Origin of the sequence: Methylobacterium oryzihabitans (assembly GCF_004004555.2) — a bacterium.
GTDB classification, from domain to species: domain Bacteria; phylum Pseudomonadota; class Alphaproteobacteria; order Rhizobiales; family Beijerinckiaceae; genus Methylobacterium; species Methylobacterium oryzihabitans.
On record NZ_SACP01000003.1, the window covers coordinates 121,831 to 147,264 of the forward strand.

Here is a 25,434-nt window from a genome sequence, read left to right on the forward strand (position 1 = left end):
CGACACCGTGCCGAAGATCCTCGTCCTCTATTATTCCAGCTACGGCCACGTCGAGACCATGGCCGGCGCCATCGCCGAGGGCGCCCGCTCGGCGGGCGCCGAGGTCGCGGTCAAGCGCGTGCCCGAGACGGTGCCCGAGGAGGTCGCCCGCGCCAGCCACTACAAGCTCGACCAGCCCGCACCGGTCGCCACCGTCGAGGAACTGCCGGATTACGACGCGATCATCGTCGGCACCGGCACCCGCTACGGCCGGATGTCGTCGCAGATGGCGGCCTTCCTCGACCGCACCGGCGGGCTGTGGGCGAAGGGCGCCCTCACCGGCAAGGTCGGCGCCGCCTTCACCTCCACCGCCTCGCAGCACGGCGGCCAGGAGACGACCCTGTTCTCGATCATCACCAACCTCCTGCATTTCGGCATGGTGGTGGTCGGGCTGCCCTATGCGTTCCAGGGCCAGTTGCGGATCGACGAAGTCGCGGGCGGCGCGCCCTACGGTGCCACCACGATCGCGGGCGGGGACGGCTCCCGCCAGCCGAGCGAGACGGAACTCGACGGGGCCCGCTTCCTCGGCCGCCACGTCGCCGGGGTCGCGGCCAAGCTCGCCGGCTGACGCGACGGCCCGCCATTGGCGACGAATCGTTGACAATCCGGGCTCGTTCCATAGTATCCGCGCGCGTGCCGCCCCTTTTCGGGCGGCGCTTTCATTTTGGCCGACTCTGTTTGGTCGACCGCGACGGAGACGATCGTGACGTCTGCCCTTTTGCCGACTTATGCCCGGGCCAAGGTCTCGTTTGAGCGGGGGGAGGGCGCGTGGCTCGTCGCCCGAGACGGCTCGCGATACCTCGACTTCGGGGCCGGCATCGCGGTCAACGGCCTCGGCCACGCCCACCCGCACCTCGTCGCCGCCCTGACCGAGCAGGCGCAGAAGGTCTGGCACGTCTCGAACCTGTTCGAGATCCCGGAGGGCGAGCGGTTCGGCCAGCGCCTCGTCGACGCCACCTTCGCGGACGTCGCCTTCTTCGCCAATTCGGGCGCCGAGGCGAACGAGGCCGCGATCAAGATGGCGCGCAAGTACCACGCCGCCGGCGGCCACCCGGAACGGTTCCGGATCATCACCTTCCAGGGCGCCTTCCACGGCCGCACGCTGGCCACCATCGCGGCCGGCGGCCAGCAGAAGTACATCGAGGGCTTCGGCCCGAAGGTCGACGGCTTCGATCAGGTGCCCTACGGCGACCTCGACGCGCTCAAGGCCGCGATCACCCCCGAGACCGCCGCGCTGATGATCGAGCCGATCCAGGGCGAGGGCGGCGTGCGGGTGATCCCGCCCGAATGGCTGCGCACCCTGCGCGCGCTCTGCGACGAGCACGGCCTGCTGCTGATCCTCGACGAGGTCCAGAGCGGCGTCGGGCGCACCGGCAAGCTCTTCGCCTACGAGTGGTCGGGCATCGCCCCCGACATCCTGTCGGCGGCCAAGGGCATCGGCGGCGGCTTCCCGCTCGGCGTCTGCCTCGCCACCGCCGAGGCCGCCCGCGGCATGACGGTGGGCGCCCACGGCACCACCTTCGGCGGCAACCCCCTCGCCATGGCGGTCGGCAACGCGGTGCTCGACGTCGTGCTGGCGCCGGGCTTCCTCGACCACGTCCGGCAGATCGCGCTCCGGCTCAAGCAGCGCCTCGCCTCGCTCCAGGACCGGTTCCCGGGCGTGATCGAGGAGGTGCGCGGCGAGGGCCTGATGATGGGCCTGCGCCTCGGCGTGCCGAACACCGACTTCGCCGCCGCCGCCCGGGACGAGCACCTCATCGTGATCCCGGCCGGCGACAACGTCGTGCGCCTGCTGCCGCCGCTCGTCATCGGCGAGGCGGAGGTGGACGCCGCCCTCGACAAGCTGGAGGCGGCCTGCACCGCCATGACCGCCCGGATGCGGGGAGCCGCCGAGTGATGAACGCCCCGCTCAAGACCGCGACGCGGCACTTCCTCGACCTCGCCGACTTCTCGCCGGCGCAATTGCGCACCGTCCTCGACGCCTGCGCCGACATCAAGCGCCAGCGCCGCAAGGGCGAGCTTGCGGCCGAGCGGCCGCTCGCCGGCAAGTTCCTGGCGATGGTGTTCGACCGGCCCTCGACCCGCACCCGCGTCTCGTTCGACGTCGCGATGCGGGAACTCGGCGGCGAGACCCTGATGCTGACCGGCAAGGAGATGCAGCTCGGCCGCGGCGAGACCGTCGCCGACACCGCCCGGGTGCTGTCGCGCTACGTCGACGCGATCATGATCCGCATCCTCGACCACGGCATGATGCTGGAACTGGCCGAGCACGCCGAGGTCCCGGTCATCAACGGCCTGACCAAGCAGTCGCATCCCTGCCAGATCATGGCCGACATCCTCACCTTCGAGGAGCATCGCGGCCCGATCAGGGGACGGACCGTGGCGTGGTCGGGCGACGCCAACAACGTGCTGGCCTCCTGGGCCCACGCGGCGGCGCGGTTCGACTTCCGCCTCACCGTCGCGACCCCGCCGGAACTCGCCGTGCCCGACGACCTCGTCGCCTGGGCCCGCCGGGAGGGCGCGGCGGTCGAGGTCACGAGCGACCCGTTCGAGGCGGTGGCCGGGGCCGACGCCGTCGTCACCGATTGCTGGGTCTCGATGGGCGACGAGGACGAGGCCCACCGCCACAACCTGCTCCAGCCCTATCAGGTCAACGCCAAGCTGATGGCGGCCGCCGCCAAGGACGCGGTGTTCATGCACTGCCTGCCGGCCCATCGCGGCGAGGAGGTCACCGCCGAGGTGATCGACGGCCCGCAATCGGTGGTGTTCGACGAGGCCGAGAACCGCCTCCACGCCCAGAAGGGCATCCTCGCCTGGTGCCTCGGCGCCGTGCAGGCGTGAGGATCGTCCCGCCCGGCGATCGCGTCCGGGCGGGACCGCTTCGCGAAAGCGGGCTGCGGACCCATATAGGGGAGACCTTCGAGGATTTCCCCGCGCGCCCCGACCGGGCACGCCCGTCCGCGGACACGCCATGACTTCCCACGCTAAGACGTCCCACGCCACGACTTCTGCTGCCTCCCCGTCCACCGACCCTGCCCGCGGGGACTTCGCCCCCGAGGGCCGGGACGACGTGATCCTGCCCTTCGCGGTCGAGCCCCTCGACGTGCGCGGCCGGGTGGTGCGCCTCGGCTCCTCGGTCGACACCATCCTGCGCCGGCACGGCTATCCCGAGCCGGTGGCGCGGGCACTCGCCGAGGCCGCGGCCCTGACCGCCCTGCTCGGCTCGTCGCTGAAGTTCGAGGGCCGGTTCCAGCTCCAGACCAAGACCGACGGTCCGGTCGACATGGTGGTGGTCGATTACGAGGCGCCCGACCGGGTCCGCGCCACCGCCCGCTTCGACGCCGAGCGCCTCGCCGCCCTCGGGACCCGCCCCGGCGCCGCCGACCTCCTCGGCCGCGGCCACCTCGCCATGACCATCGACCAGGGCTCGTCGCAGAGCCGCTACCAGGGCGTCGTCGCCCTCGACGGCCAGGGCTTCGAGGAGGCGGCGCACCAGTATTTCCGCCAGTCCGAGCAGATCCCGACCCGGGTCCGCCTCGCGGTCGCCGAGCAGGTCGAGGACGGCACGCGGGCGTGGCGGGCCGGCGGGCTGCTGATGCAGTTCCTGCCGCAATCCCCCGACCGGGCGCGGCAGGCCGACCTGCCCCCCGGCGACGTCCCGGAGGGCCATGAGCGCCTCGGCGAGGGCGGCGTGCCGGAGGACGACGCCTGGGTCGAGGCCAAGTCCCTCGTCGCGACGATCGAGGACCACGAACTCGTCGATCCGGCGGTGTCGAGCGAGCGGCTGCTCTACCGCCTGTTCCACGAGCGCGGGGTGCGGGTGTTCGACGGCCAGCCGGTCCACGAGGCCTGCCGCTGCTCGCGCGAGCGGGTGATGGGGATGATCCGCCGGTTCTCCGACGAGGAACGTCGCGACATGGTCGGCGACGACGGTCGCATCGGCATCACCTGCGAGTTCTGCTCGCGCCACTACGACCTCGACCCGGCCGAGGTCGAGGCGGAGATCGCCGCCGAGGCCGCCTCCGAGCGGGGATAAGCCGGGCGGGACGGGAACTTTCTGCCGCAGCGGCGCCTTCCTAGGCGCCCGCGCGAGCTTGGGCGCTCGCCCGGGCCTTGAGCCTGCCCCCGCACTACCCGGAGCCGTCGATGTCCCGCCCCTTCCTCGCCGCCGCGATCCTGCTGGTCGCGTCGTCCGGCATCGCCGCCGCCCAGCCGGCGGACGCCCAGCCGGCGGCGCCGGCCACCCTCGACAACAGCCTGCGCCCGACCTTCGTCGCCCAGGAGCCGAGCGACATCGTCGCCTCGAAGCTGATCGGCCTGACGATCCAGAACAAGGGCAACGAGACCATCGGCTCGGTCACCGACGTGGTGTTCGGCCCCGACCTGACGGTGAAGTCCTACGTCGTCGGCGTCGGCGGCTTCCTCGGCATCGGCACCAAGTACGTCTCGGTCGCCCGCAACGCGCTGACCGTCACCCGGGTCGACGACCGCACTCTCAAGGCGACGATCGACACCGACAAGGACCAGCTCCGCGCCGCGCCGGAATACGTCTACCTGTCGCAGCAGGACGCCAAGAAGGACGCCGCGGCGCCCAAGCCCGATCCGAGCCCGGCGACCGGCAGCACGAACCCGGCGCCCGCCACGAAGTAGACGCCCTGGCGCCGGAGCGCCGACCGCTTAGACTGGCCCGGTGCGATCGGTGCCGGAACACGAGCCATGGCTGCGCGGAACGAGGACACGGTACGGCGCGCCTTCGCGGTGCAGGCGGGCCATTGCGAGCGGATGGGGTCGCCCTTCACCGCGACCCTGTGCCGGCTGCTCGGCGAGCGGCTGGACGAGGGCACGGCGATCGGCCGCCGCGTCCTCGGCTGGGCCGGCGCGCCGGAGCCGGATGCCCTGGCGCTGCGGCTCGTCGGCGGGCTGCACGCCCTGGTGCGGCGGGGCCGTCTGCCGGCCCTGGCGGCGTTCTACCCGCCGGGCGCCTTCGACCCCGAATCCCTGTGGGCCGCCGTGTCCGACGCCCTCGCGACGGCGGCCGATCTCGACCCGTGGCTCGACGGCCCGCCCCAGACCAACGAGGTCGCCCGCTCGGGCGTGCTGATGCCGGGCCTGATGACGGTCGCGTCCCTCACCGGCGGGCGCCCGATCGTGCTGTGGGAACTCGGCGCCAGCGGCGGCCTCAACCTGCGGCTCGACCGCTACGCCTATGATCTCGGCGGCCTGACCGCCGGGGAGGCGGGCTCGCCGGTGCGCCTCGCCCCGGCCTGGACCGGCTCGCCGCCGCCGGATGCCCCGGTGCGGCTCGCCGCCCGCCGGGGCGTCGATCTGAACCCGCTCGACGCCGCCGCGCCGGCCGACCGCGAGCGCCTCGCCGCCTATGTCTGGCCCGACCAGCGCGAGCGGCTGGCCCGCGTCGAGGCCGCCCTGGCGCTCGCCGCCGCCGACCCGCCGCCCCTCGACCGCGCCGCCGCCGGCGACTGGCTCGCCGCCCGCCTCGCCGGGCCGCCGACGCCAGGCACGGTCCGGGTGGTGCAGCACTCGATCGCGCTGCAATACTTTCCGCGTCCCGAGCAGGACCGCATCGCCGCGCTGCTGACCGATGCCGGCGCCGCGGCGACCCCCGACACGCCGCTGGCGCGCCTCGCCTACGAGGTCGATCCCGCCCAGCCGGGACCGCCGGTCCTCGACCTCACCCTGTGGCCGGGCGGCGAGACCCGCCGGATCGCGACGGCGGACGCCCATGGCCGGTCGGTGTCGTGGCGAGGGTGGTCGGCCGACGATCGGCCAGCGCCCCCGTGACCCATGCGCTCCCGGAGAACCGACGATGACCACCATCATGCCCTACCGGGACCATCACTTCGCCGGCGTCGCCTCCCTGTGGGCGGAAGCCTTCCCGGACGATTCCTCCTGGAACCGGCCCGAGGTCGCGATTCCCGAGAAGATGCGGTTCCAGCCCGACCTGTTCTTCGTCGCCCTGGAGGCGGACGCGGTCGTCGGATCGGTGATGGCCGGCTACGAGGGCCATCGCGGCTGGATCTCCCGCATCGCCGTGCTGAAGGCGTTCCGCGGCCGGGGGCTCGGCCGGAGCCTGCTCGACCACGCCGAGGCCCGGCTCGCCGCGCTCGGCTGCATCAAGGTCAACCTGCAGGTCTTGGCCTCGAACGCCGCGACGGCCGAGTTCTACGCCCGGTCCGGATACGCGGTCGAGGCGCGCATCAGCATGAGCAAACGGCTGGGTGGGCGGTAGGAGGCCGGTTCGGTTCCTACCCCGCCGCACACTCCCGGATCAGCCCGCGCATGAAGACCTCGCCGGCCTCCAGCGCCGCGAGGGTGATGTACTCGTCGGGCTGGTGGGCCTGGTCGATCGAGCCGGGGCCGCAGACCACGGTCGGCAGGCCGGCGACCTGGAAGCGGCCGGCCTCGGTGGCGTAGGGCACCGAGACGGTGCGGTTGCGGCCGGCGAGCCGCATCGCGAGGCGTTCGGCCGGCGAGCCGGGCTCGGGGGCGAGGCCCGGAACCGAGGCGTCCTGCACCGTCTCGATGCGGCCGTAGGGGCCGTGGCGGTTGAGCCGCTCGCGGGCGACCTCCTCGGATTTTGCCGCGAACAGGGCCGGGATCTCGGTGAGGTCGAGGTCCGGCAGGCCGCGGAACTCCCACAGGAACTCGCAGGATTTCGGCAGGATGTTGCGCGCGGTGCCGCCGCCGATCATCCCGACATGGACCGTGCTGTAGGGCGGGTCGAACCGGCCGCTCGCATCACCCCGGGCGACCATCCGGTCGGCGATGCGGTTGAGTTCGGCCACCAGCTCGGCCGCCGCCATCACGGCGTTGGCGCCGAGCGCCGGCTTCGAGGAATGCGCCTCGTGCCCGTGCACCGTGGTCACGTAGGTGACGATGCTCTTGTGCGCGTCGGCGACGTCGAGGTCGGTCGGCTCGCCGACGATCACCGCGCCGGGCCGCGGCAGGTCGCGGCCGAGCCGGGCGATGATGTCGGCGACGCCGAGGCAGGTGGTCTCCTCGTCGTAGGACAAGAGCAGGTGGACCGGCCGGCGCAGGGACGCGGCCTGGAAGTCGGGCGCCAGCGCGAGGGCCAGGGCGCAGAACCCCTTCATGTCGACGGCGCCCCGGCCGTAGGCGCGGCCGTCCGCCACCCGCAGGGTGAACGGGTTGGTGGTCCAGGACTGGCCCGCCACCGGCACCACGTCGGTATGGCCCGACAGCACGACGCCGCCGTCCTGCACCGGCCCGAAGGTCGCGAACAGGGCGGCCTTGTCGCCGGCGGCGTTGGGCGCGCGCACGACGGGCACGCCCCAGGCGGTCAGGTACTCCTCCACGAAGTCGACCAGCGCGAGGTTCGACTTCTGGCTCTCGGTGTCGAAGGAGACCAGTCGCGCGAGCATCTCGAGCGGGGTCATCCGCGGGCCGGCGCTCATCGGGGCTCCTCTCGGGACGGGACGGTCAGTGCAGCACCCGGCGGGCGTGGGGGGAATCGAGCGAGAAGGCCGGGATCGCCGCCTCGAAGCTGCCGCCGTCGGCGGTCGCCATGGTGTAGGTGCCCTCCATCGTGCCGTCCGGCGTGGTCAGGGGGCAGCCGCTGGTGTAGCTGAACGACTCGCCCGGACCGAGGACCGGCTGCTTGCCGACCACGCCGGCGCCGCGCACCTCCTGCAAGGCGCCGCGCCCGTCGACGATGCGCCAGTGCCGGGAGCGCAGCTGGACCCGGTCGATGCCGTTGTTCGTGATCTCGACCGTGTAGGCGAAGAAATACCGGCTCTCGCCCGGCGAGGATTCCTCCTCGACGAAGCGGGGCGTGACGGTCACGCTGATGCCGTGGGTCTCGGCCTTGTACATCGGGGCCTCCGGGGGCTCGCCGCCGGAACCTTCAGGGCGACAGCCGCGATGGGTCGTGGTACGGCCGGGCTCCACGGCCGTCAATCGCCCCGAAGGCCGGTCGGCATTCCCATGGGAGAGCCCCCGGGCCCGACGACCGATGGAACGCCTTCCCGCCGGCCGGCGGCCCTTCGGCGCGCGGGCGCTGTCCCTCCACGCCGCGGCCTTCGCCGCCACCCTGGCCGCCGCCATCCTGGTCGCCCGCGGCGCTCCCGCGGCGGCGCTGCCGTCCCTCCTGGCGCCCCTGCTGCACGCCCTGGCGCGCGCGCCGCTCCCGGTCGCCGAGCGGCTGGCCCGCGCCGGCCTCGCCCTCGCCTTCGTGCCGGTCGCGGCGATCCCGGCGACGCTGCTCGCCGCCGCCTTCGCGGCCGATGCCGCGGCGACCGGCGGGCTCGCGCGCCTCCACGCCGCCGGCCGGCTCCCCGCCTTCGGCTACGCCTCCCTGATCCTGCCGGGGCCGGCGGCGGGGCCGCTCGCCGGAGCCGTCCTCGCCGCCGCTTCGTGGCGGCCGGAGTGGTTCGCGCTCCTCGCCGCCGCCCTCGCCGGCCTGACCCTGATGGGCGCGCTCGCCCGGGCGGCGCTCGCCGTCACGGTGCTGCGGGCGGGAAATCACGACGAACCCTGACCGGCGCGGCCTTCACGCATCGGCAACCCCTTGTTACGACAAGGGGGGCGAGGATGGGCCGGCGATGGTGGTTTTGCAGGACGGGATTCAGGCGTCACAGGGCATCGCGGCGCTCGCCGCGGCCGGGGTGATCCGCACGGCCGCGCCGTTCGCCGAGGACCAGATCCAGCCGGCGAGCCTCGACCTGCGCCTCGGCAGCCGGGTCTGGCGCGTGCGGGCGAGCTTCCTGCCCGGCCGCACCCGCGACGTCGCGGCCTGCCTCGCCAAGCTCAAGCTGCACGCGATCGACCTGAGCCAGGGCGCGGTGCTGGAAACCGGCTGCGTCTACATCGCCGAGTTGCAGGAGGGGCTGGCGTTGCCGCCGGACCTCGCGGCGAGCGCCAACCCGAAGAGCTCGACCGGGCGCATCGACGTTTTCACCCGCGTCATCACCGATCACGCCCGCGAGTTCGACATGGTCGAACCGGGCTATGCCGGCCCGCTCTACGCCGAGATCTCGCCGCGCACCTTCCCGGTCCTCGTCCGCACCGGCTCGCGGCTGTCGCAGCTCCGCTTCCGCCGCGGCGCGGTGCGCCTCGACGACGAGGCGCTGGCGCGGCTGCATGCGGGAAGCCCCCTGGTCAGCGAGGCGGCGCCCTCGTTCCAGGGCGGCGTCGCGGTCTCGGTCGACCTCGCCGGCTTCGACGGGCTCGTCGGCTACCGGGCCAAGCGCCATACCGGCCTCGTCGATGTCGACCGGCCGCGCTCCTACCCGGCCGGCGAGTTCTGGGAGCCGCTCCACGCCGACGGCTCGGGCACGCTGATCCTGGATCCGGGCCAGTTCTACATCCTGGCCTCGAAGGAGGCCGTGCAGGTGCCGCCGGACTTCGCCGCCGAGATGGTGCCGTTCGATCCCCTCGTCGGCGAGTTCCGGGTCCACTACGCCGGCTTCTTCGACCCCGGCTTCGGCCACGCCGCCGCCGGCGGCTCCGGGGCGCGGGCGGTGCTGGAGGTGCGCTCCCGCGACGTGCCGTTCATGCTGGAGGACGGCCAGATCGTCGGCCGCCTCGTCTACGAGCGCATGGCCGAGCGCCCGGCCTCGCTCTACGGCGCGGCCTCGGGCTCGAACTACCAGGCGCAGGGCTTGAAGCTGTCGAAGCACTTCGTGTGAGTGCGGGCCCTCATACGATTTCCGATTGATCGCTTCGCGATGCGGAAATCGACTTCGCTCATGCGTGTGGAGCCTTCGGCTCCACCGCGCGGGCTTGTGATACGAAACCCGGAAGCGATCTTCCGGATTTCGTATCACAGCCCGTAGCGGGCCCATGCCGCCCGCTCCTCCACCGCCGCCAGCACCCCGTGCATCGCCGCGACCCCGACCGCGCCGGGTTCCTTGCGCCGCAGCAGGCGGGCGAGCAGGCCGCCGCGGACCTGCTCGACCACCCGGATCTCCACCGTCTCGCCGAAGCGCCCGCGCACCACGCCGCGCAGGTCGCCCAGCGCGTCGACGAGGCCGAGCGCGACGCCCTGCTGCCCGGTCCAGACCGCGCCGGAGAACAGCTCGGAATCGTCGCCCTTCAGCCCCGGGCGGCGCGAGCGGACGAGGCCGGAGAACAGCGCCTGGATCTCGGCCTGGATGCCCTTGAGCCGGGCGATGTCGGCCGGGTCCTCGGGCCGGAACGGATCGAGCATCGCCTTCGACGGACCGGTGGTGTGGACCCGGCGCTCGATGCCGAGCCGCGCGATCAACTCCTGGAAGCCGAACCCCGACGAGACCACGCCGATCGACCCGACGAGCGAGGCGGGATCGCACACGATCTCGTCGGCCGCGCAGGCGATCATGTAGCCGCCCGACGCCGCCACGTCCTCGACGAAGGCGAGGACCGGCAGGGCGGTCTCGGCGGCCAGCGCCCGGATGCGGCGGTGGATGAGGTGCGACTGCGCCGCCGAGCCCCCCGGCGAGTTGATGACCAGCGCCACCGCGACGGCGCCGGGCATCGCGAAGGCCCGCTCCAGCGCCGGCGCGCACTGTCCGAGCGACAGGCCCTGGCGCAAAGGCGACACCGCCCCGATCGCCCCGCTGAGGCGCACGACCGGCACCACGGGAGCCTTGCGGCCGAGGCGCCCGGGCAGGAGGGCGCGCAGGGCGCGGAGCGGGGCGGGCATGGGCGGGTCTCCGGCAGGTTGGGCCGGCAGGGTTAGGCGGAGCGGGGAGGGGCGGCAAGCGCCGTCGCCGACGGCCGCCGAAAAGGCTCGGGCTGGACCTTGCCGGTCCGCCGCCTAGCTGTTCCCGCATGTCCCGGCCGGCCGGTGCCGGCGTCCCGGGGCATCGAACCGCGCGGACGACCGTGCGGAAGGCCAGGGAGGGACACATGCGGATCCTGCGGTGGATGACGCTCGTGCTGGCGCTGGCGGCCGGTACTCTGGGGATCTCGGCCGGCCGAAGTCAGGCGGCCGTCGTTCCGGGAGGCGCGACCGCGGTCGCCGGCGAGGCGCCGATCGTGTCGCAGGCGCGCTGGCACTACCGGCGCTCCTACTACCGGCCGGTGCGCCGCTACTATCGGCCCTATCGCCGCTACCGGTACTATCGCCCGTATCGCCGCTACTACGTCCGGCCGTACCGCCGTTACGGCTACTACCGCCCGTACCGGCCGTACTACCATCGCCGGTATTACGGCCGGCCGCGGGTCTATTTCGGCTTCTGAGGCGACACCGGGACCGCGGCGTCGAGCGCCGCGGTCTCGTCATCGGTGAACACCCGCGAGCGCAGCAGGAAGCGCACGCCGCGGCCGTTCTCCAGCGAGAACATGCCGCCGCGCCCCGGCACCACGTCGATGATGAGCTGGGTGTGCCTCCAGACCGCGAATTGCGGCCGGCTGATGTAGAACTCGGCGCCGCCGATCGCCCCGAGATGCACGTCGGCGTCGCCGGTGAGGAAGTCGCCGACCGCGTAGGCCATCGGCGAGGATCCGTCGCAGCAGCCGCCGGATTGGTGGAACAGGATCGGCCCGTGCTCGGCCGTCAGTTCGGCGACGAGCGTGAGGGCGGCCGGCGTCGCGGTGACCCGGGCCGGGACCGTCTGGATCTGCGCCATGAACGATGCTCCGCGGAAGGCCCCGCCGCACGGGCGGGGCCGTTGCCATCAGAAGAAGCCGAGCTTCTTCGCCGAGTAGCTGACCAGCATGTTCTTGGTCTGCTGGTAGTGGTCGAGCATCATCTTGTGGGTCTCGCGGCCGATGCCGGACTGCTTGTAGCCGCCGAAGGCCGCGTGGGCCGGATAGGCGTGGTAGCAGTTGGTCCAGACCCGGCCGGCCTGGATCGCCCGGCCGAAGCGGTAGGCGCGGGTGCCGTCGCGGGTCCACACCCCGGCGCCGAGGCCGTACAGGGTGTCGTTGGCGATCGCCAGCGCCTCCTCGTCGTCCCGGAAGGTCGTGACCGACAGGACCGGCCCGAAAATCTCCTCCTGGAAGATCCGCATCCGGTTGTGGCCGCGGAACACGGTCGGCTTGACGTAGAAGCCTTCCGAGAACTCGCCGTCGAGGCGGTGGCGCTCGCCGCCGGTCAGCACCTCGGCGCCTTCCTGGCGGCCGATGTCGATGTAGGACAGGATTTTTTCCAGTTGCTCGCTCGACGCCTGGGCGCCGATCATCGTCGCGGGATCGAGCGGCGAGCCCTGCCTGATCGCCTCGACCCGCCTGACCGCCTTCTCGATGAAGCGGTCGTAGATCGATTCGTGGACCAGCGCCCGGCTCGGGCAGGTGCAGACCTCGCCCTGGTTGAGGGCGAACATCGCGAAGCCTTCGAGGGCCTTGTCGAGGAAGTCGTCGTCCTCGGCCATCACGTCCTTGAAGAAGATGTTCGGCGACTTGCCGCCCAGCTCCAGCGTCACCGGGATCAGGTTCTGGCTCGCGTACTGCATGATGAGCCGGCCGGTGGTGGTCTCGCCGGTGAACGCGATCTTGGCGATGCGCGGCGACGAGGCGAGCGGCTTCCCGGCCTCCAGGCCGAAGCCGTTGACGATGTTGAGCACCCCCGGCGGCAGCAGGTCGCCGATGAGCTCGGCGAGCAGCATGATCGAGGCCGGGGTCTGCTCGGCGGGCTTCAGCACGACGCAGTTGCCGGCGGCCAGCGCCGGGGCGAGCTTCCACACCGCCATCAGGATCGGGAAGTTCCACGGGATGATCTGCCCGACCACGCCGAGCGGCTCGTGGAAGTGGTAGGCCACCGTGTCGTGGTCGATCTCGGAGAGCGAGCCCTCCTGCGCCCGGATGCAGCCGGCGAAGTAGCGGAAATGGTCGATGGCGAGCGGGATGTCGGCGTGGGTGGTCTCGCGGATCGGCTTGCCGTTGTCCCAGGTCTCGGCCAGCGCGATGACGTCGAGATTCTCCTGCATCCGGTCGGCGATGCGGGTGAGGATCAGGGCGCGCTCGGCCGGGGCGGTGCGGCCCCAGGCGTCCTTGGCGGCGTGGGCGGCGTCGAGCGCCCGCTCGATGTCCTGCGCGTCAGAGCGGGCGCATTCGCAGATCACCCCGCCGGTGAGCGGCGAGGTGTTGTCGAAATAGCGGCCGGCGACCGGCGCCACCCACTGCCCGCCGATGAAGTTGTCGTAGCGCCGCGAGAACGGCGAGCGGGTCGTGCCCTGCAGGAATTCCGGCTTGTTCATGTCGTTCCTCCCATCGTCGATATCAGGCCCGGTGCAGCAAACCGGACCTCCGATCCATGGCAGGCGCCGTGCCAGCACTCACGCCGCCCGCCAAAGGTGCGATGTTGCGGTGCGGTAAGTCGCTGATCCACTGATCGTGGCGGGGCGCAGACTTGAGGTTTTCCAGATTGCCGGCGTCCGTCGCGACGATTTCGACCAAAGGTCTCTTGGCCGATCCTGCGACATCGGCGACACCTGTCGCAATCTGCGACAGGGAGGAGCGCCGATGCACAGCCTCGTGGCGACGCCCAGGACGCTCCTGGCCGCCCGGCAGCGCGCCTTCGGCCCGGCCGGGGCCGCCGTGCCGCCGGATCCGATCCTGCGCTCGTGGCAGCGTTGCGCCGATCTCGGTCTCGATTTCGGCACCCGCCCGCGGGTCGAGCCGCTCGACGCCCGGGCCCTGCGCGAGGCGTGCGACCGCAACGAGGCCCTGCGCCGGCGCTGCCGGCCGGAGATCGAGGCGCTGCACGCCGACGCCGAATCGAGCGACAGCCTCGTGATCCTTACCGATGCCGAGGGGCTGGTCCTCGACACCCTCGGCAGCCCGGCTTTCGCCGGCAAGGCGGCGCAGGTGTCGCTGCGCCCGGGCGTGCCGTGGAGCGAGGCGGTGACCGGCACCAACGCCATCGGCACCGCGCTGGTCGAGCGCCGCGCCGTCGAGGTGCGCGGGCCCGAGCATTACTTCGAGCCCCACCGCATCCTGTCCTGCGCCGCGGTGCCGATCCTCGATCCGTTCGGGGCGGTGGCCGGCGTGCTCGACCTGTCGGGGCCGGCGCTGGCGGGGTCGTCGCACGCGCTCGGCCTCGTGCGGCTCGCCGTCGACGCGATCGAGCATCGCCAGTTCGAGGCCGGGTTCGCCGGCCGCGAGGTGTTGCGGCTGCACCACGACCCCGCCCTGCTCGGCACGCCCCGGGAGGGGATCCTGGTCTTCGAGGGCGACCGCCTCGTGGCGGCGAGCCGCATCGGGCTGGCGCTGCTCGGGCGCGACTGGTCGGCGCTCGGCCGCGACGGCTTCGAGGCGCTCTTCCCGCGCATCGAGCGAGGCCGGGGCGGCGCCCTGGCGTTGCGCGACCCCGAGGGGCGGCCCCTGCACGGCCTGCGCCGCGAGGCCCCGGCCGGACGGGCCGCGAAGGCGCCGGCGCGGCCGGCCCTGCCGGAGGCCGCCGACGGGCCGGTGCTCGACGCGGCGACGGCCCGCCGCCTCGCCCAGGCGGTGCGCCTCGTCGATGCAGGCCTCGGCGTCGTGGTCGAGGGCGAGACCGGCACCGGCAAGGAGGTCTTCGCCCGCGCGGTCCACGCCGCCTGCGCCCGCGCCGGCGGTCCCTTCGTCGCCGTCAATTGCGCCGCCCTGCCCGAGAGCCTGATCGAGGCCGAACTGTTCGGTTACGAGCCCGGCGCCTTCACGGGGGCCGCCCGCCACGGCGCCCGCGGCCTGCTGCGGCAGGCCGATGGCGGCCTGCTGTTCCTCGACGAGATCGGCGACATGCCGCTCGCCCTCCAGACCCGGCTGCTGCGGGTGCTGCAGGAGCGCGAGGTGCTGCCGGTCGGCGGCCAGCGCCCGGTGCCTGTCGATTTCGCCCTGGTCTGCGCCACCCACCGCGACCTCGCCCGGCTGGTGGAGGAGGGGGGATTCCGCGCCGACCTGTTCTACCGCATCGCGCCCTACCGCCTCGCCCTGGCCCCCTTGCGCGAGCGCGACGACCTGGCGGGGCTGGTCGCGACCCTGTGGGATCGACTCGGCGGGCGGGCGAGAAACGTGAGCCTGTCGCCGGAGTGCCGCGACGCCCTGGCGGCCCAGCCTTGGCCGGGCAATTTCCGCCAGCTCACCGGGACCCTGCGGGCGATGCTGGCCCTGGCCGAGCCCGGCGAGGTCGTCGGGATCGACGCGCTGCCGGGGGACGCGCCGCCCCGGCGCACGGAGCCGCGCCGCAAGCCCGCCGCGTCCGCATCGCCGGCGGCCGACACCCTCGACCGCCTGACCCGCGACGCGATGCGGGCGGCCCTGGCCGCCTGCGACGGCAACGTCAGCCGCGCCGCCCGCCGCCTCGGGATTAGCCGCAGCACGCTCTACCGCCGCTGCCTCGCGGCGGACCGGGCCTGACCGGACCCTATTCCGAAGCCGGGTTCGGCGGCACCGGCGCGGCGGTCTGGCCCGGCTGCACGCCGTCGTAGCCCTCGATCACGATGAGGTCGATCTCGGCGCCGCCCTCCTGCTTGGCGCGGGCGTCCTGGTATTCGGGCGAGTTCCAGCACGCGAGGGCGTCGGCGTAGCTCGGGAACTCGATCACCACGTTGCGCTCGCGGCTGGTGCCGAGCACCGACTCGAACCCGCCGCCGCGGACCAGGAACCGGCCGCCGAACTTGGCGAAGGCGGCGCCGTTCGCCGCGACGTAGTTCTTGTAGGATTCCGGCTTGGTCACGTCGACCCGGCCGATCCAGTAGCCCCTCGCCATCGCGCTTCCTCCCGACTTCGTTGCGGCCTTGAACCCGCCAATCCGAATGGTAGCAGTGCCGGTCATGAAATCCACCCCCTTTCCCGGACGACTGAAGCGTCAGCGGAAGGAGATCCGGGATCCAGCACAAGAATTTGCGAAGCATCCATGCGCAGCGACAGTGCCGACACTCTGAGCCGCTTCGCGGCCCATCTTACGTCTGGATCCCGAATCTCCTTCCACTACGTTCCAGTCGTCCGGGAAAAGGCCGGTGATCCATCTTTCACTTCGGGCCGACCGTCACAGCGCCTGTTCGATCTCCGCGACGATGCGCCGGGCCACGTCGCGCGGGTCGGAGGCTGCGGTGATCGGGCGGCCGACCACGAGGTGATCGACGCCCGAGCGGATCGCCGCGCCCGGGGTGACGATGCGCTTCTGGTCGCCGGCCTCGGCGCCGGCCGGGCGGATGCCCGGGGTGACGATCAGCCGGTCGGGGCCGACGCGGTCGCGCACCGTCGCCGCCTCGGTCGCCGCGCAGACGATGCCGTCGATGCCGATCTCCCGCGCCGCCGCGGCGCGCACCGCGACGAGGTCGGCGACGCCCAGCGCATAGCCGGCCTCGCGGGCGTCGTCGTCGTCGTAGGAGGTCAGTACCGTGACGGCGAGGATCCTCAGGCCCGAGCCCGGCACCGCGTCGCGTCCTCGCACCGCCGCCCGCATCGTCTGCGGGTAGGCGTGGACGGTGAGGAACGTCGCGCCGAGCCCGGCCACCGACCGCACGCCCTCCTCGACGGTGTTGCCGATGTCGTGCAGCTTCAGGTCGAGGAACACCTTGTGGCCGGCCCGGACTAGCCGCTCGGCGAGGCCGAGCCCGCCGGCATAGCCGAGCCGGTAGCCGATCTTGTAGAACCGCGCCGCGTCGCCGATGCGCGCGATCAGGCGCTCGGCCTCGTCCGTGCTCGCCATGTCGAGGGCGACGATGAGGCGGTCGAGGGGGCTGATGGGCTCGGGCATGGTCTCTCGCGGTCGCTCGTGCGCACGGACCACATCCGGGACCCGGAAATCAAGCGGATGGCGGGCGTTTCCCGTGCGGTCCGAGGGCGCCGCGACGCTCGCGCCGTTGCCGACCCTTCCGCGATAAAGGAAGAATTGTTCCTTGCTATCCGGCGGAAAACGACATGGCGATTCTCGTTCGCGAGCGCAGCAGGATCACCGCGAAGGGACAGACGACGGTGCCCAAGGCCGTGCGGCAGGCGCTCGGCGTGGGCTACGGCGGCGAGATCGACTACGTCGTCGATGAGACCGGCCGGGTGAGTCTGGTCAGGGCGGAGGAGGAAACCGATCCCGTCATCGACGGTTTCCTGACCTTCCTGGCGCAGGATATGACCCGCAATCCCTCGCACATCGCCGCCTTCCCGACCGAACTCGCGGAGCGGATGGCCGCGCTCATGGCCGGCATGACCGTCGATCTCGACGAGGAGATCGACGGACCCGTGACGCTCTGAGCCGTGGTCATCAACGGCTGGACGGTCTTCGCCCATCCGCTCGTGCTCGATCAGTTCGAGAGGGCGACGGTCGCCGTCGACAAGGCCCGGGCGGTCGATCCGGAAGGCTACCAGGGGACGGCGCAGGCGAAGCTGCTGGCCATGCTCGCCAAGCTGGTCTTCGACACGATTCCGGCGGATCCGACCCGGCCGGATTATCGCCAGGGCAGCACGCTCGGGGATGCCCGCAAGCACTGGTTCCGGGCCAAGTTCGGCAACGGCCGGTTCCGGCCGTTCTTCCGCTTCGACAGCCGGACGAAGGTGGTCATCTTCGCCTGGGTGAACGACCAGACCTCGCTCCGGACCTACGGCGCGAAGACTGACGCCTACCATGTCTTCCGGGGGATGCTCGAACGGGGCAATCCGCCCGACGACTGGCAGGCCCTGCTGGCGGCGGCCTCGGAGGAAGCCGCCGTCGCACGCCTGAAGACGATCAGGCCGAGGTAGGACCCGCCCCCGTCACCCGCGCCACCTCCGCCCGCAGCACCGGCAGCAGCTCGGCCTCGAACCACGGGTGCTTCTTCAGCCACGCGGAATTGCGCCAGGACGGGTGCGGCAGCGGCAGCACCCGGGGCCGGCGCGGCTCGGCCAGGATCTCGCGCCAGCGCGCCACCGTCGCGGTGAGGCCTTCCTTCGCCGTGCCGAGGTGCCAGCCCTGCGCGTACTGGCCGATCACCAGGATCAGTTCCAGCTCCGGCAGGCCGGCAAGCAGCGACCGGCGCCACGTCGCGGCGCATTCGCGCCGCGGCGGCAGGTCGCCGCCCTTGGCGTCGTGGCCGGGAAAGCAGGCACCCATCGGCACGATCGCGACCCGGCCGGCATCGTAGAAATCCGGCTCGGCGAGGCCGAGCCACGCGCGCAGGCGGGTGCCGGACGGGTCCTGGAACGGGATGCCGCTCCGGAACGCGCGGTGGCCCGGCGCCTGGCTGGCGATGCACAGCCGCGCCGTGGCGCGGCCCTGGACGATCGGGCGCGGCTCGACCGGCAGGGGAGGGCCGTCGGTCGGCGCGTCCCGGCACAGGCGGCAGGCGCGCAGCGCTGCCGCGACCTCCTCGAACGGCGCCGGGGCCTCGGCGGAAACAAGACGGGCGCGGCTTGCACCGCGCCCGGGAGGGGATCGAAACGTCTGGGGTGCCATCACCCTAAGATGGGGCGGCGGCGCCGGATGTGCGCTGCGTCACACGCCGCGCAGGGCGGCGAGATCGAGGGGCAGCGAGCGCAGGCGCTGCCCGGTGGCGGCGAAGATCGCGTTGGAGATCGCCGGCGCCAGCACCGGCACGCCGGGCTCGCCGATGCCGGTCGGCGCGGCGTTCGAGGGCACGATGTGGACCTCGACCACCGGCATCTCGCTCATCCGGGTCGGCTCGTAGGCATCGAAGTTCTTCTCCTGCACCTCGCCGTCCTTGAAGGTGATGCGGTTGCGCAGCACCGAGGACAGCGCGAAGCCGACCGCGCCCTCGACCTGGGCCCGGATCACGTCGGGGTTGACCGCGACGCCGACATCGACCGCCGCGACGATGCGGTTGACCTTCACCTTGCCGGAATCGGCGGTGACGTCGGCGACCATCGCGACGTAGGAGCCGAAGGACTGGTGCGCCGCGACGCCGAAGCCGCGGCCGGGCTTGGTCTCGCGCCCGGCCCAGTTCGCCTTCTCGGCCGCGAGCCGCAGGGCCGCCGACAGGCGCGGCGCCCCCTGGAGCAGGCCGAGGCGGTAGGCGACCGGGTCCTGGCCGGCGGCGTGGGCGAGCTCGTCGACGAACGCCTCCATCGCCTGCCCCGTATGCGAGTGCCCGACCGAGCGCCACCACAGCACCGGCACGCCCTCGCGGGCGTTGTGGACCTCGAACCGGTAGGCCGGCAGGGCGTAGGGCGTGTCCGAGGCGCCCTCGACCGTGGTCGCGTCGATGCCGTCCTTGACCATCGCGGTCTCGAGCGGCGTGCCGATGAGGATCGACTTGCCGACCATCGTGTGCTGCCAGCCGACGATCGCGCCCTTGGCGTCGAGGCCGGCGCGGATTCGGTGGTAGGCCGCCGGCCGGTAATAGCCGCCGGTGATGTCGTCCTCGCGGGTCCAGACGAGGTGGATCGGCTTCGATTCGCCGGTCGCCTTCAGGATGTGGGCGGCCTCGGCGAAGTAATCGGCGTTGCCGGTCGCCCGGCGGCCGAACGAGCCGCCGGCCCACAGGGTGTTGATCCGGACCTTGTCGGTCGTGGTGCCGAGGATCTTGGCGACGACGACCTGCTCGATGGTCTGGAACTGCGACCCGGCATGGATGTCGTAGCCGCCATCCGCCGCCTTCTCGATGGTGGCGTTGAGCGGCTCCATCGGCGCGTGGGCGAGGTAGGGGAAGCTGAACTCCGCCTCGACCACCTTGGCCGCGCCCTTGATCGCCGCGGCGGCGTCGCCGCGCTGCGAGGCGACGAGGCCGGGCTTGTCGGCGAGCGCCTTGTACGCCGCGAGCTGCGAGTCCGACGATTGCCGCTCGGCGCCGGCCTCGTCCCAGGCCAGGACCAGGGCCTCGCGGCCCTTCATCGCCGACCAGGTGTCACGGGCGACGACGGCGACGCCGCTCGGGATCCGCACCACCTCGACCACGCCCGCGACCTGACGGGCGGCCTTGTCGTCGACGCTCTTCAGCGTCGCGCCGAATTTCGGCGCCCGCGCCACGACGGCGGTGAGCTGGCCGGGACGGCGGACGTCGAGGGAGTAGACCGCGCTGCCGTTGGTCTTCGGCACCGAATCGAGCCGCGCCAGCTTCGTGCCGATCAGGCGCCACTCGCCCGGCTCCTTCAGGCGCGGATTCTCCGGCACCGGCAGGGCGGCGGCCTTGCCCGCGAGCGCGCCGAAGCGGGCCTCCTTGCCGGAGGCGTGGCGCAGCACGCCCTTCTCGACCGTGATCTCGCCGGCCGGGACCTTCCACTCGGCGGCGGCGGCCGCGACCAGCATGGCGCGGGCGGCGGCGCCGGCCTTGCGCAACTGCATCCAGGAATTGGCGACCGCGGTCGAGCCGCCGGTGCCCTGGATCGGCCCGAAGGCGAGGTTGGCGTAGAGCGTCGCGTCGGCGGGCGCGAAGGCGGTGCGGATCGTCGCCCAGTCGGCGTCGAGTTCCTCGGCCACGATCGTGGCGAGGCCGGTGGTGTTGCCCTGGCCCATGTCGAGGTGCTTGATCACCACCGTCACGGTGTCGTCGGCGCCGATGCGCACGAAGGCGTTGGGCTGCGGCTTGCCGGCCGAGAGGTCGGGCGCGCCGGCGGCGAGCGCCTTCATGCCGGCGAGGTCGAGGCGGAAGCCGACCACGAGGGCGCCGGCGACGGCGCCGGCCAGGAAGGTGCGGCGGGAGGGGGTGGGGGCGTCGAACATCGCGAGGAAACTCCCGGTCAGGCGAGGGAGCGGGCGGCGTCGTGGATCGCCGCGCGGATGCGCTGGTAGGTGCCGCAGCGGCAGACGTTGCCGTCCATCGCGCCGTCGATGTCGGCGTCGCTCGGGGCCTTGTTCTCCGTCAGCAGGCCGATCGCCGAGACGATCTGGCCCGACTGGCAGTAGCCACACTGGACCACGTCGAGCTTGCGCCACGCGGCCTGCACCGCCTCGGCGACGCGGCCCGACACGCCCTCGATCGTCGTGATCCTGGCCTCGGCGACGTCGCCGATCCGGGTCTGGCAGGACCGCACCGGCTGGCCGTCGAGCAGCACCGTGCAGGCGCCGCACTGGGCGATGCCGCAGCCGTACTTGGTGCCGGTGAGGTTCAGGTGGTCGCGGATCGCCCAGAGGAGCGGCATCTCGGGGTCGGCGTCGACCTCACGGGTCACGCCGTTGACGGTCAGCTTCGGCATCGCGAGCTCCGACGTTCGGTTGGAACCGTTCCAACCGCACTGGTTGACCCCGGCTGTGCCGCAGGCGCAAGCGCGGCCGATGTGCGCCAGCGCACAATCGGATCTTGCCCGAAGGTGAGGCGGCCGACCGGATTACCCCGCAATCGCCGGATCGCGGCAGGGGGACCTTAATCTCTTTCGCTGACGATCCCGGCCTCGGGGAGCCATCATCGGCGGGAGCGGCGCAGCCAGGGATCATGTCGGAACTCACGGCGCAGATGGTCCAGCGCGGGCGCGGCCCGACGGCGGAGGAGGCGGCGCGGCGGCGCCAGCTCGCCCGCGACGTGCGCTCGGCGCGCGAGCGGCTGACCTCGTCGATCGGCCTGGAGCGGGCCTTCGATTACGAGTTGCTGCGCCTCTACGCCGAGTACCGGATCGGCGCCTTCCTGCCGCTGATGCTGCTCGCGCTCTGCGTCGCCGCGGCGTCGGCGTTCTGGTCGCCGGTCGCGCTGAGCGCGGCGTGGTTCGGCGGCGTGCTGGCGAGTGCCGGCGGCGTCGCCGCCCTGGCGCGGTTCCTGCTGCGGGCCGACCCGGACCACCTGTCGCTGCGCTCGGCCCGCCGCCGGGCGATGGTCGGCGAGTTCCTCCAGAGCACCGCCTGGGCGCTGCTGGTGGTGATCGTGTTCGCGATCGACTCGACCAACCTGCGCACGTTCGTGATGTTCGCCCTCGTGATCGTCGCGGCGGTCACCACGACGCTCGCCGCGACGGTACCGTTCGCGGCCTATGCCGGCCTGCTGCCGCTCAGCGCCGCCGCCCTGTCGCTGCTGGCGATGACCCGCGACGTGGAATCGGTGCTGCTCATCACCATGGCGGTCGGCGCGCAGCTGTTCTTCCTGCTGCTGTCCAACCACCTGCACGCCTCGACCGTGGCGGCCCTGCGCTCGCGGGCGGAGAAGGACGCGATCTTCGGCGAGCTGGAACAGGCCAAGGCCAATTCCGACGAGGCGCGGCGGCGGGCCGAGGAGGCCAACCTCGCCAAGTCGCGCTTCCTCGCCACCATGAGCCACGAGCTGCGCACGCCGCTCAACGCGATCCTGGGCTTCTCCGAGGTGATGAAGAACCAGGTCTTCGGCCCGCACGCGGCGCCGTCCTACCAGGAATACTCGACCGACATCCACGACAGCGGCCTGCACCTGCTCAACCTCATCAACGAGATCCTCGACCTGTCGCGGATCGAGGCCGGGCGCTACGAGCTGAACGAGGAGGCGGTGCAGCTCGCCTACGTGGTCGAGGAATGCCGCCACATGATGTCGCTGCGGGCGCGGGCGAAGAACCAGACCTTTCGCGAATTGGTCGACCCGTCGCTGCCTCGGCTATGGGCGGACGAGCGCGCCGTGCGCCAGATCGTGCTCAACGTCCTGTCGAACGCGATCAAGTTCACCCCGCCGGGCGGCGAGATCGTGGTCAAGGTCGGCTGGACCTCGTCGGGGGGCCAGTACGTCAGCGTCAAGGATACCGGGCCGGGCATCCCCGAGGACGAGATCCCGACCGTGATGTCGTCGTTCGGCCGCGGCTCGCTGGCGATCAAGACCGCCGAGCAGGGCTCCGGCCTCGGACTGCCGATCGTCAAGGGCCTCGTCGACCTCCACGGCGGCAGCTTCCAGCTCAAGTCCAAGCCGCGCGAGGGCACCGAGGTGATCGTCACCTTCCCGGCGGCGCGGGTGATGGACGCGCTGCCGGCGATCGAGGTGGACGAGGACCCGGCGCGGGCCGGGCGCGCCGCCGTCCGTGCGGCCTGAACCTCACGGGCTGAAGATCAGCACGAGGTAGACGAGGAACACCAGGAGGTGCACCGCGCCCTCCAGGATCGTGGTGCCCTGGCGCGAGAAGGTCAGGATGCTGAGCACCAGCGTGACGGCGAGCAGCGCCATCTCGGTCTGGGCGAGGCCGAGCACGACGGTCTGGCCGGTGACGAGCCCGATCGTCAGCACCGCCGGCACGGTGAGGCCGACCGTCGAGGTGACGGCGCCGAGGCACAGGTTGATCGCCCGCTGCAACTCGTCCTTGATAATCGCCTTGACGGCGCTGATGCCCTCCGGCGTGAACACGATCGCGGCGATCAGCACGCCGCCGAGCGCCGGCGGCGCGCCGAGCGCCTTGATGCCGTGGTCGATGATCGCCGCGAGGCTCTTCGACAGCAGCACGATCGGCAGCAGGCTGGCGAGGAGCAGGCCGGTATGCTTGAGCAGCGGGCCGGCGCGGGTGTCGCGCCGCACCGGCTCCTCCGGCACCGGGCCCGATTCCCCGGCCGAGGTCAGGGTGGCGGCCTCGAAGAAGTCGCTGTGGCGCCCGGTCTGGATCGCCAGGAAGATCGCGTAGAGGGCGATGGTGAACAGCGAGAACGACACCGCCTGCAGCGTCGTCAGCGTGCCGCCGGTGGTCGAGGTGGTGAAGTTCGGCAGGATCATCGCGATCGTGGTGAGCGGGATGATGACCGCGAGGTAGGCCGCGGCGCCGTCGAGGTTGTAGTTCTGGCGGTGGTGGCGCAGGCCGCCGAGGATCAGCCCGAGCCCGACGAGGCCGTTCATCACGATCATCAGCACGGCGAACATCGTGTCGCGCCCGAGCGTCGGCGCGGTCTTGGCGCCGAGCATCACCGCCGCGACGAGGGCGACCTCGATGATGACGATCGACAGCGTCAGGATCAGCGTGCCGTAGGGCTCGCCGAGGCGGTGGGCGAGTTCCTCGGCCTCGTGCACCACCCCGAACGACGACCACAGGATGACGCCGAACAGCCAGCAGAACAGCAGCCCGGCCCAGACCGGCGACGACAGGTCGGCGAGCCAGCCGGATCCCAGGATCAGGAACGCGGCGACGCTCCCCCACGCAACACCCAGCCTCGCCGCCATCATGCCGTCCGCTCCATCCTGTCCGAGATGACGGAGAGGATAAGGGCGCAGCCCCGGATTTCCAGCCGCGAGGCTTCGTTCCGGCTCAGCGTCCGTGCGCGAAGGCCCAGTACAGCTCCCGCGCCCGATGGTAGAACGGGCCCGGCGCGAGCGGCCGGTCGTCGATCCGCGTCACCGGCATGACCTTCGCGTAGTTGCCGGCGGAGAAGATCTCGTCGGCGCCGGCGAAGTCGGCATAGGCGAGCGCCGTCTCGACCACGGTCGCGCCGGCGGCGCGAAGCAGCGCGATCACCCGGCCGCGGGTGATGCCGGCGAGGAAGGTGCCGTTGGGCGCGGGAGTGTAGACCACCCCGTCGCGGGCCATGAAGGCGTTGGCGTTGGCGAATTCCGCCACGTTGCCGAGCCCGTCGCGCATGAGGCAGTTGCCGAAGCCGCGCTGCGCGGCTTCCAGCAGCGCACGGGCACCGTTGGGGTAGAGGCAGCCGGCCTTGGCGTCGACCGGCGCGGTCTCGGCGGTGGGCCGGCGGTAGGGCGACAGGGTGATCGCGAGTTCGCCCGGCACCGGCATCGGCGCCTCGTAGAGGCACAGGCACCAGCTGGTCGAGTCGGGATCGTGGCGCACGCCGCCGGCGAAGCCCGACTCGGCCCAGTACATCGGCCGGATGTAGAGCGCGGCGTCGGGGGCGAAGCGGCGCAGGCCCTCGGCGACGAGGTCGTGCCAGCGCGCCTCGGTCACCACGGCGCGAAGGCCCATCGCGGCCGCCGAGCGGTTGACCCGGGCGAGGTGCAGGTCGAGGTCGGGCGTCACGCCCTCGAAGGCGCGGGCGCCGTCGAACACCGTCGAGCCGAGCCAGGCGCCGTGGGTGCGCGGCCCCATCATCCGCACGTTGCCCGGGTGCCACTCGCCCTCGAAGAAGGTCCAGGTCGACTCGGCCATCGCGGCTCCTCCGGGTTGTTGCGGTCAGCCGCCGAGGGACAGGGACGGCGCGGCGGCGCCGCGGCCGGTCAGCAGCCGCTTGGCGGCGCCGGCGACCCGCAGGGCCTGCCCGACGATCCGCGGCTGCACCCGGCGGCAGAACGCGACCTTACGCACGTAGCTCTCGACCTTCCAGTCGGCGACCGCGCCCTTGGGCAGGAACAGCACGTCGCCGGCGACGAAGCGCCGGGGCGGGGTCGTCGCGTCGCCGATGATCGCCGCGCCTTCGAGGAAGTAGATCGTCTCGTCGATGTCGTAGTGCCAGACGAACTCGCCGGCGGTGCAATCCCACAGGATCGTGCTGGTGGTCTCGTCCTCGCTGCGCGACAGCACGGTGTTGCGGGCCTGCGGCGTGCCGGCCCGGATCCAGCCCGGGTTGATCGGGGCCGGGACCAGCGGGACGTCGGTCGGCGAGTACACGATGGGCGGCACGGACACGGGCGGCACTCCTGCGGGATGTCGGCGAGCAGAACACAGAGCGATTGCCGCGGACTGAAAGCCGATCGTCGGATTTCCGCCGAT

The 25,434-nt window shown here is 72.3% G+C and carries 27 protein-coding genes; 14 read left to right on the top strand and 13 right to left on the bottom strand.

The annotated features are described in order from the left end of the window. The first annotated feature begins 7 nt into the window (after positions 1–7). The 7 genes from wrbA to EOE48_RS04540 all read left to right on the top strand — a co-directional run bounded on the left by wrbA (position 8) and on the right by EOE48_RS04540 (position 6,286). Entirely contained in the window at positions 8–607 is a 600-nt protein-coding gene (wrbA, locus tag EOE48_RS04510) for an NAD(P)H:quinone oxidoreductase (RefSeq protein WP_127727592.1), read from the top strand. Positions 608–742: 135 nt separating this feature from the next. Further along, positions 743–1,936 (top strand): aspartate aminotransferase family protein, encoded by a 1,194-nt coding sequence (locus tag EOE48_RS04515; RefSeq protein ID WP_127727593.1) that lies wholly within the window; start codon positions 743–745, stop codon positions 1,934–1,936. Continuing rightward, a complete protein-coding gene (gene argF / locus EOE48_RS04520) occupies positions 1,936–2,880 on the top strand; it encodes an ornithine carbamoyltransferase (protein ID WP_127727594.1) in 945 nt (314 codons plus the stop codon). Before EOE48_RS04515 ends, argF begins: the two co-directional genes overlap by 1 nt. Before the next feature lie 130 nt (positions 2,881–3,010). Next, positions 3,011–4,075, top strand: coding sequence for an Hsp33 family molecular chaperone (locus EOE48_RS04525; RefSeq protein WP_127727595.1), 1,065 nt, complete (start codon positions 3,011–3,013; stop codon positions 4,073–4,075). A 110-nt stretch (positions 4,076–4,185) separates the two neighbouring features. After that, positions 4,186–4,689, top strand: coding sequence for a PRC-barrel domain-containing protein (locus EOE48_RS04530; protein WP_127727596.1), 504 nt, complete (start codon positions 4,186–4,188; stop codon positions 4,687–4,689). A gap of 66 nt (positions 4,690–4,755) precedes the next feature. After that, positions 4,756–5,838: a DUF2332 domain-containing protein gene (locus tag EOE48_RS04535; RefSeq protein WP_127727597.1), complete on the top strand. Its 1,083-nt coding sequence runs from the start codon at positions 4,756–4,758 to the stop codon at positions 5,836–5,838. Positions 5,839–5,863: 25 nt separating this feature from the next. Then, a complete protein-coding gene (locus EOE48_RS04540; RefSeq protein WP_127727598.1) occupies positions 5,864–6,286 on the top strand; it encodes a GNAT family acetyltransferase in 423 nt (140 codons plus the stop codon). Positions 6,287–6,302: 16 nt separating this feature from the next. Here the strand turns inward: EOE48_RS04540 and argE are convergent, their stop codons facing one another. Next, positions 6,303–7,472, bottom strand: a complete 1,170-nt coding sequence (gene argE / locus EOE48_RS04545) for an acetylornithine deacetylase (protein WP_127727599.1) — start codon at positions 7,470–7,472, stop codon at positions 6,303–6,305. A gap of 25 nt (positions 7,473–7,497) precedes the next feature. Continuing rightward, positions 7,498–7,890: a Co2+/Mg2+ efflux protein ApaG gene (gene apaG, locus EOE48_RS04550; protein WP_127727600.1), complete on the bottom strand. Its 393-nt coding sequence runs from the start codon at positions 7,888–7,890 to the stop codon at positions 7,498–7,500. A 139-nt stretch (positions 7,891–8,029) separates the two neighbouring features. On the opposite strand from apaG, the gene EOE48_RS04555 reads away from it, so the two are divergent. Further along, on the top strand, positions 8,030–8,554 hold the full coding sequence (locus EOE48_RS04555; RefSeq protein ID WP_127727601.1) for a hypothetical protein: 525 nt from the start codon (positions 8,030–8,032) through the stop codon (positions 8,552–8,554). A 64-nt stretch (positions 8,555–8,618) separates the two neighbouring features. After that, a complete protein-coding gene (locus EOE48_RS04560) occupies positions 8,619–9,704 on the top strand; it encodes a 2'-deoxycytidine 5'-triphosphate deaminase (protein WP_127727602.1) in 1,086 nt (361 codons plus the stop codon). A gap of 134 nt (positions 9,705–9,838) precedes the next feature. On the opposite strand, the gene EOE48_RS04565 is transcribed toward EOE48_RS04560, so the two are convergent. Beyond that, complete coding sequence (locus tag EOE48_RS04565; RefSeq protein ID WP_127727603.1) at positions 9,839–10,699, bottom strand: S49 family peptidase; 861 nt, start codon at positions 10,697–10,699, stop codon at positions 9,839–9,841. Between the two features lie 206 nt (positions 10,700–10,905). Here EOE48_RS04565 and EOE48_RS04570 point away from each other — a divergent pair, with 206 nt between their 5' ends. Beyond that, on the top strand, positions 10,906–11,238 hold the full coding sequence (locus tag EOE48_RS04570) for a hypothetical protein (protein WP_246153951.1): 333 nt from the start codon (positions 10,906–10,908) through the stop codon (positions 11,236–11,238). Here the strand turns inward: EOE48_RS04570 and EOE48_RS04575 are convergent. Together EOE48_RS04575 and adh are read right to left on the bottom strand one after the other, a co-directional pair. After that, on the bottom strand, positions 11,223–11,627 hold the full coding sequence (locus EOE48_RS04575; protein WP_187371314.1) for a DUF779 domain-containing protein: 405 nt from the start codon (positions 11,625–11,627) through the stop codon (positions 11,223–11,225). The two genes, EOE48_RS04570 and EOE48_RS04575, sit on opposite strands and share 16 nt — an antisense overlap. A gap of 48 nt (positions 11,628–11,675) precedes the next feature. Further along, positions 11,676–13,196 carry an aldehyde dehydrogenase gene (adh, locus tag EOE48_RS04580; RefSeq protein WP_127727604.1) on the bottom strand — a complete coding sequence of 507 codons (1,521 nt, stop codon included), beginning with the start codon at positions 13,194–13,196 and terminating at the stop codon, positions 11,676–11,678. A 265-nt stretch (positions 13,197–13,461) separates the two neighbouring features. Here adh and EOE48_RS04585 point away from each other — a divergent pair, with 265 nt between their 5' ends. Next, positions 13,462–15,336: a sigma-54-dependent Fis family transcriptional regulator gene (locus tag EOE48_RS04585; RefSeq protein ID WP_127727605.1), complete on the top strand. Its 1,875-nt coding sequence runs from the start codon at positions 13,462–13,464 to the stop codon at positions 15,334–15,336. Between the two features lie 7 nt (positions 15,337–15,343). Here the strand turns inward: EOE48_RS04585 and EOE48_RS04590 are convergent, their stop codons facing one another. Together EOE48_RS04590 and pyrF are read right to left on the bottom strand one after the other, a co-directional pair. Then, a complete protein-coding gene (locus EOE48_RS04590; protein WP_127727606.1) occupies positions 15,344–15,688 on the bottom strand; it encodes a DUF1330 domain-containing protein in 345 nt (114 codons plus the stop codon). Positions 15,689–15,967: 279 nt separating this feature from the next. Continuing rightward, positions 15,968–16,681 (bottom strand): orotidine-5'-phosphate decarboxylase, encoded by a 714-nt coding sequence (gene pyrF / locus EOE48_RS04595; RefSeq protein ID WP_127727607.1) that lies wholly within the window; start codon positions 16,679–16,681, stop codon positions 15,968–15,970. 164 nt (positions 16,682–16,845) lie between these two features. Between pyrF and EOE48_RS04600 the strand changes: the two genes are divergently transcribed. Both EOE48_RS04600 and EOE48_RS04605 read left to right on the top strand, forming a co-directional pair. Continuing rightward, positions 16,846–17,172, top strand: a complete 327-nt coding sequence (locus EOE48_RS04600; protein ID WP_127727608.1) for a type II toxin-antitoxin system PrlF family antitoxin — start codon at positions 16,846–16,848, stop codon at positions 17,170–17,172. A gap of 3 nt (positions 17,173–17,175) precedes the next feature. Next, positions 17,176–17,658 carry a type II toxin-antitoxin system YhaV family toxin gene (locus tag EOE48_RS04605; protein ID WP_127727609.1) on the top strand — a complete coding sequence of 161 codons (483 nt, stop codon included), beginning with the start codon at positions 17,176–17,178 and terminating at the stop codon, positions 17,656–17,658. Here EOE48_RS04605 and EOE48_RS04610 read toward each other — a convergent pair. Genes EOE48_RS04610 through EOE48_RS04620 form a run of 3 tightly spaced genes read right to left on the bottom strand, consistent with a single transcriptional unit; the run spans position 17,645 to position 21,045 of the window. After that, a complete protein-coding gene (locus EOE48_RS04610) occupies positions 17,645–18,349 on the bottom strand; it encodes a uracil-DNA glycosylase family protein (protein WP_127727610.1) in 705 nt (234 codons plus the stop codon). The genes EOE48_RS04605 and EOE48_RS04610 overlap by 14 nt on opposite strands. Before the next feature lie 39 nt (positions 18,350–18,388). Then, positions 18,389–20,572 (bottom strand): xanthine dehydrogenase family protein molybdopterin-binding subunit, encoded by a 2,184-nt coding sequence (locus EOE48_RS04615; RefSeq protein ID WP_127727611.1) that lies wholly within the window; start codon positions 20,570–20,572, stop codon positions 18,389–18,391. A gap of 17 nt (positions 20,573–20,589) precedes the next feature. Continuing rightward, entirely contained in the window at positions 20,590–21,045 is a 456-nt protein-coding gene (locus EOE48_RS04620; RefSeq protein WP_127727612.1) for a (2Fe-2S)-binding protein, read from the bottom strand. A 236-nt stretch (positions 21,046–21,281) separates the two neighbouring features. Here EOE48_RS04620 and EOE48_RS04625 point away from each other — a divergent pair, with 236 nt between their 5' ends. Continuing rightward, on the top strand, positions 21,282–22,826 hold the full coding sequence (locus EOE48_RS04625; RefSeq protein WP_127727613.1) for a sensor histidine kinase: 1,545 nt from the start codon (positions 21,282–21,284) through the stop codon (positions 22,824–22,826). 3 nt (positions 22,827–22,829) lie between these two features. On the opposite strand, the gene EOE48_RS04630 is transcribed toward EOE48_RS04625, so the two are convergent. The 3 genes from EOE48_RS04630 to EOE48_RS04640 all read right to left on the bottom strand — a co-directional run bounded on the left by EOE48_RS04630 (position 22,830) and on the right by EOE48_RS04640 (position 25,350). Then, positions 22,830–23,939 carry a calcium:cation antiporter gene (locus EOE48_RS04630; protein WP_127727614.1) on the bottom strand — a complete coding sequence of 370 codons (1,110 nt, stop codon included), beginning with the start codon at positions 23,937–23,939 and terminating at the stop codon, positions 22,830–22,832. Positions 23,940–24,021: 82 nt separating this feature from the next. Beyond that, positions 24,022–24,873 carry a branched-chain amino acid aminotransferase gene (locus EOE48_RS04635; protein ID WP_127727615.1) on the bottom strand — a complete coding sequence of 284 codons (852 nt, stop codon included), beginning with the start codon at positions 24,871–24,873 and terminating at the stop codon, positions 24,022–24,024. A gap of 24 nt (positions 24,874–24,897) precedes the next feature. Next, positions 24,898–25,350: a cupin domain-containing protein gene (locus tag EOE48_RS04640; protein WP_127727616.1), complete on the bottom strand. Its 453-nt coding sequence runs from the start codon at positions 25,348–25,350 to the stop codon at positions 24,898–24,900. Positions 25,351–25,434 lie beyond the last annotated feature (84 nt).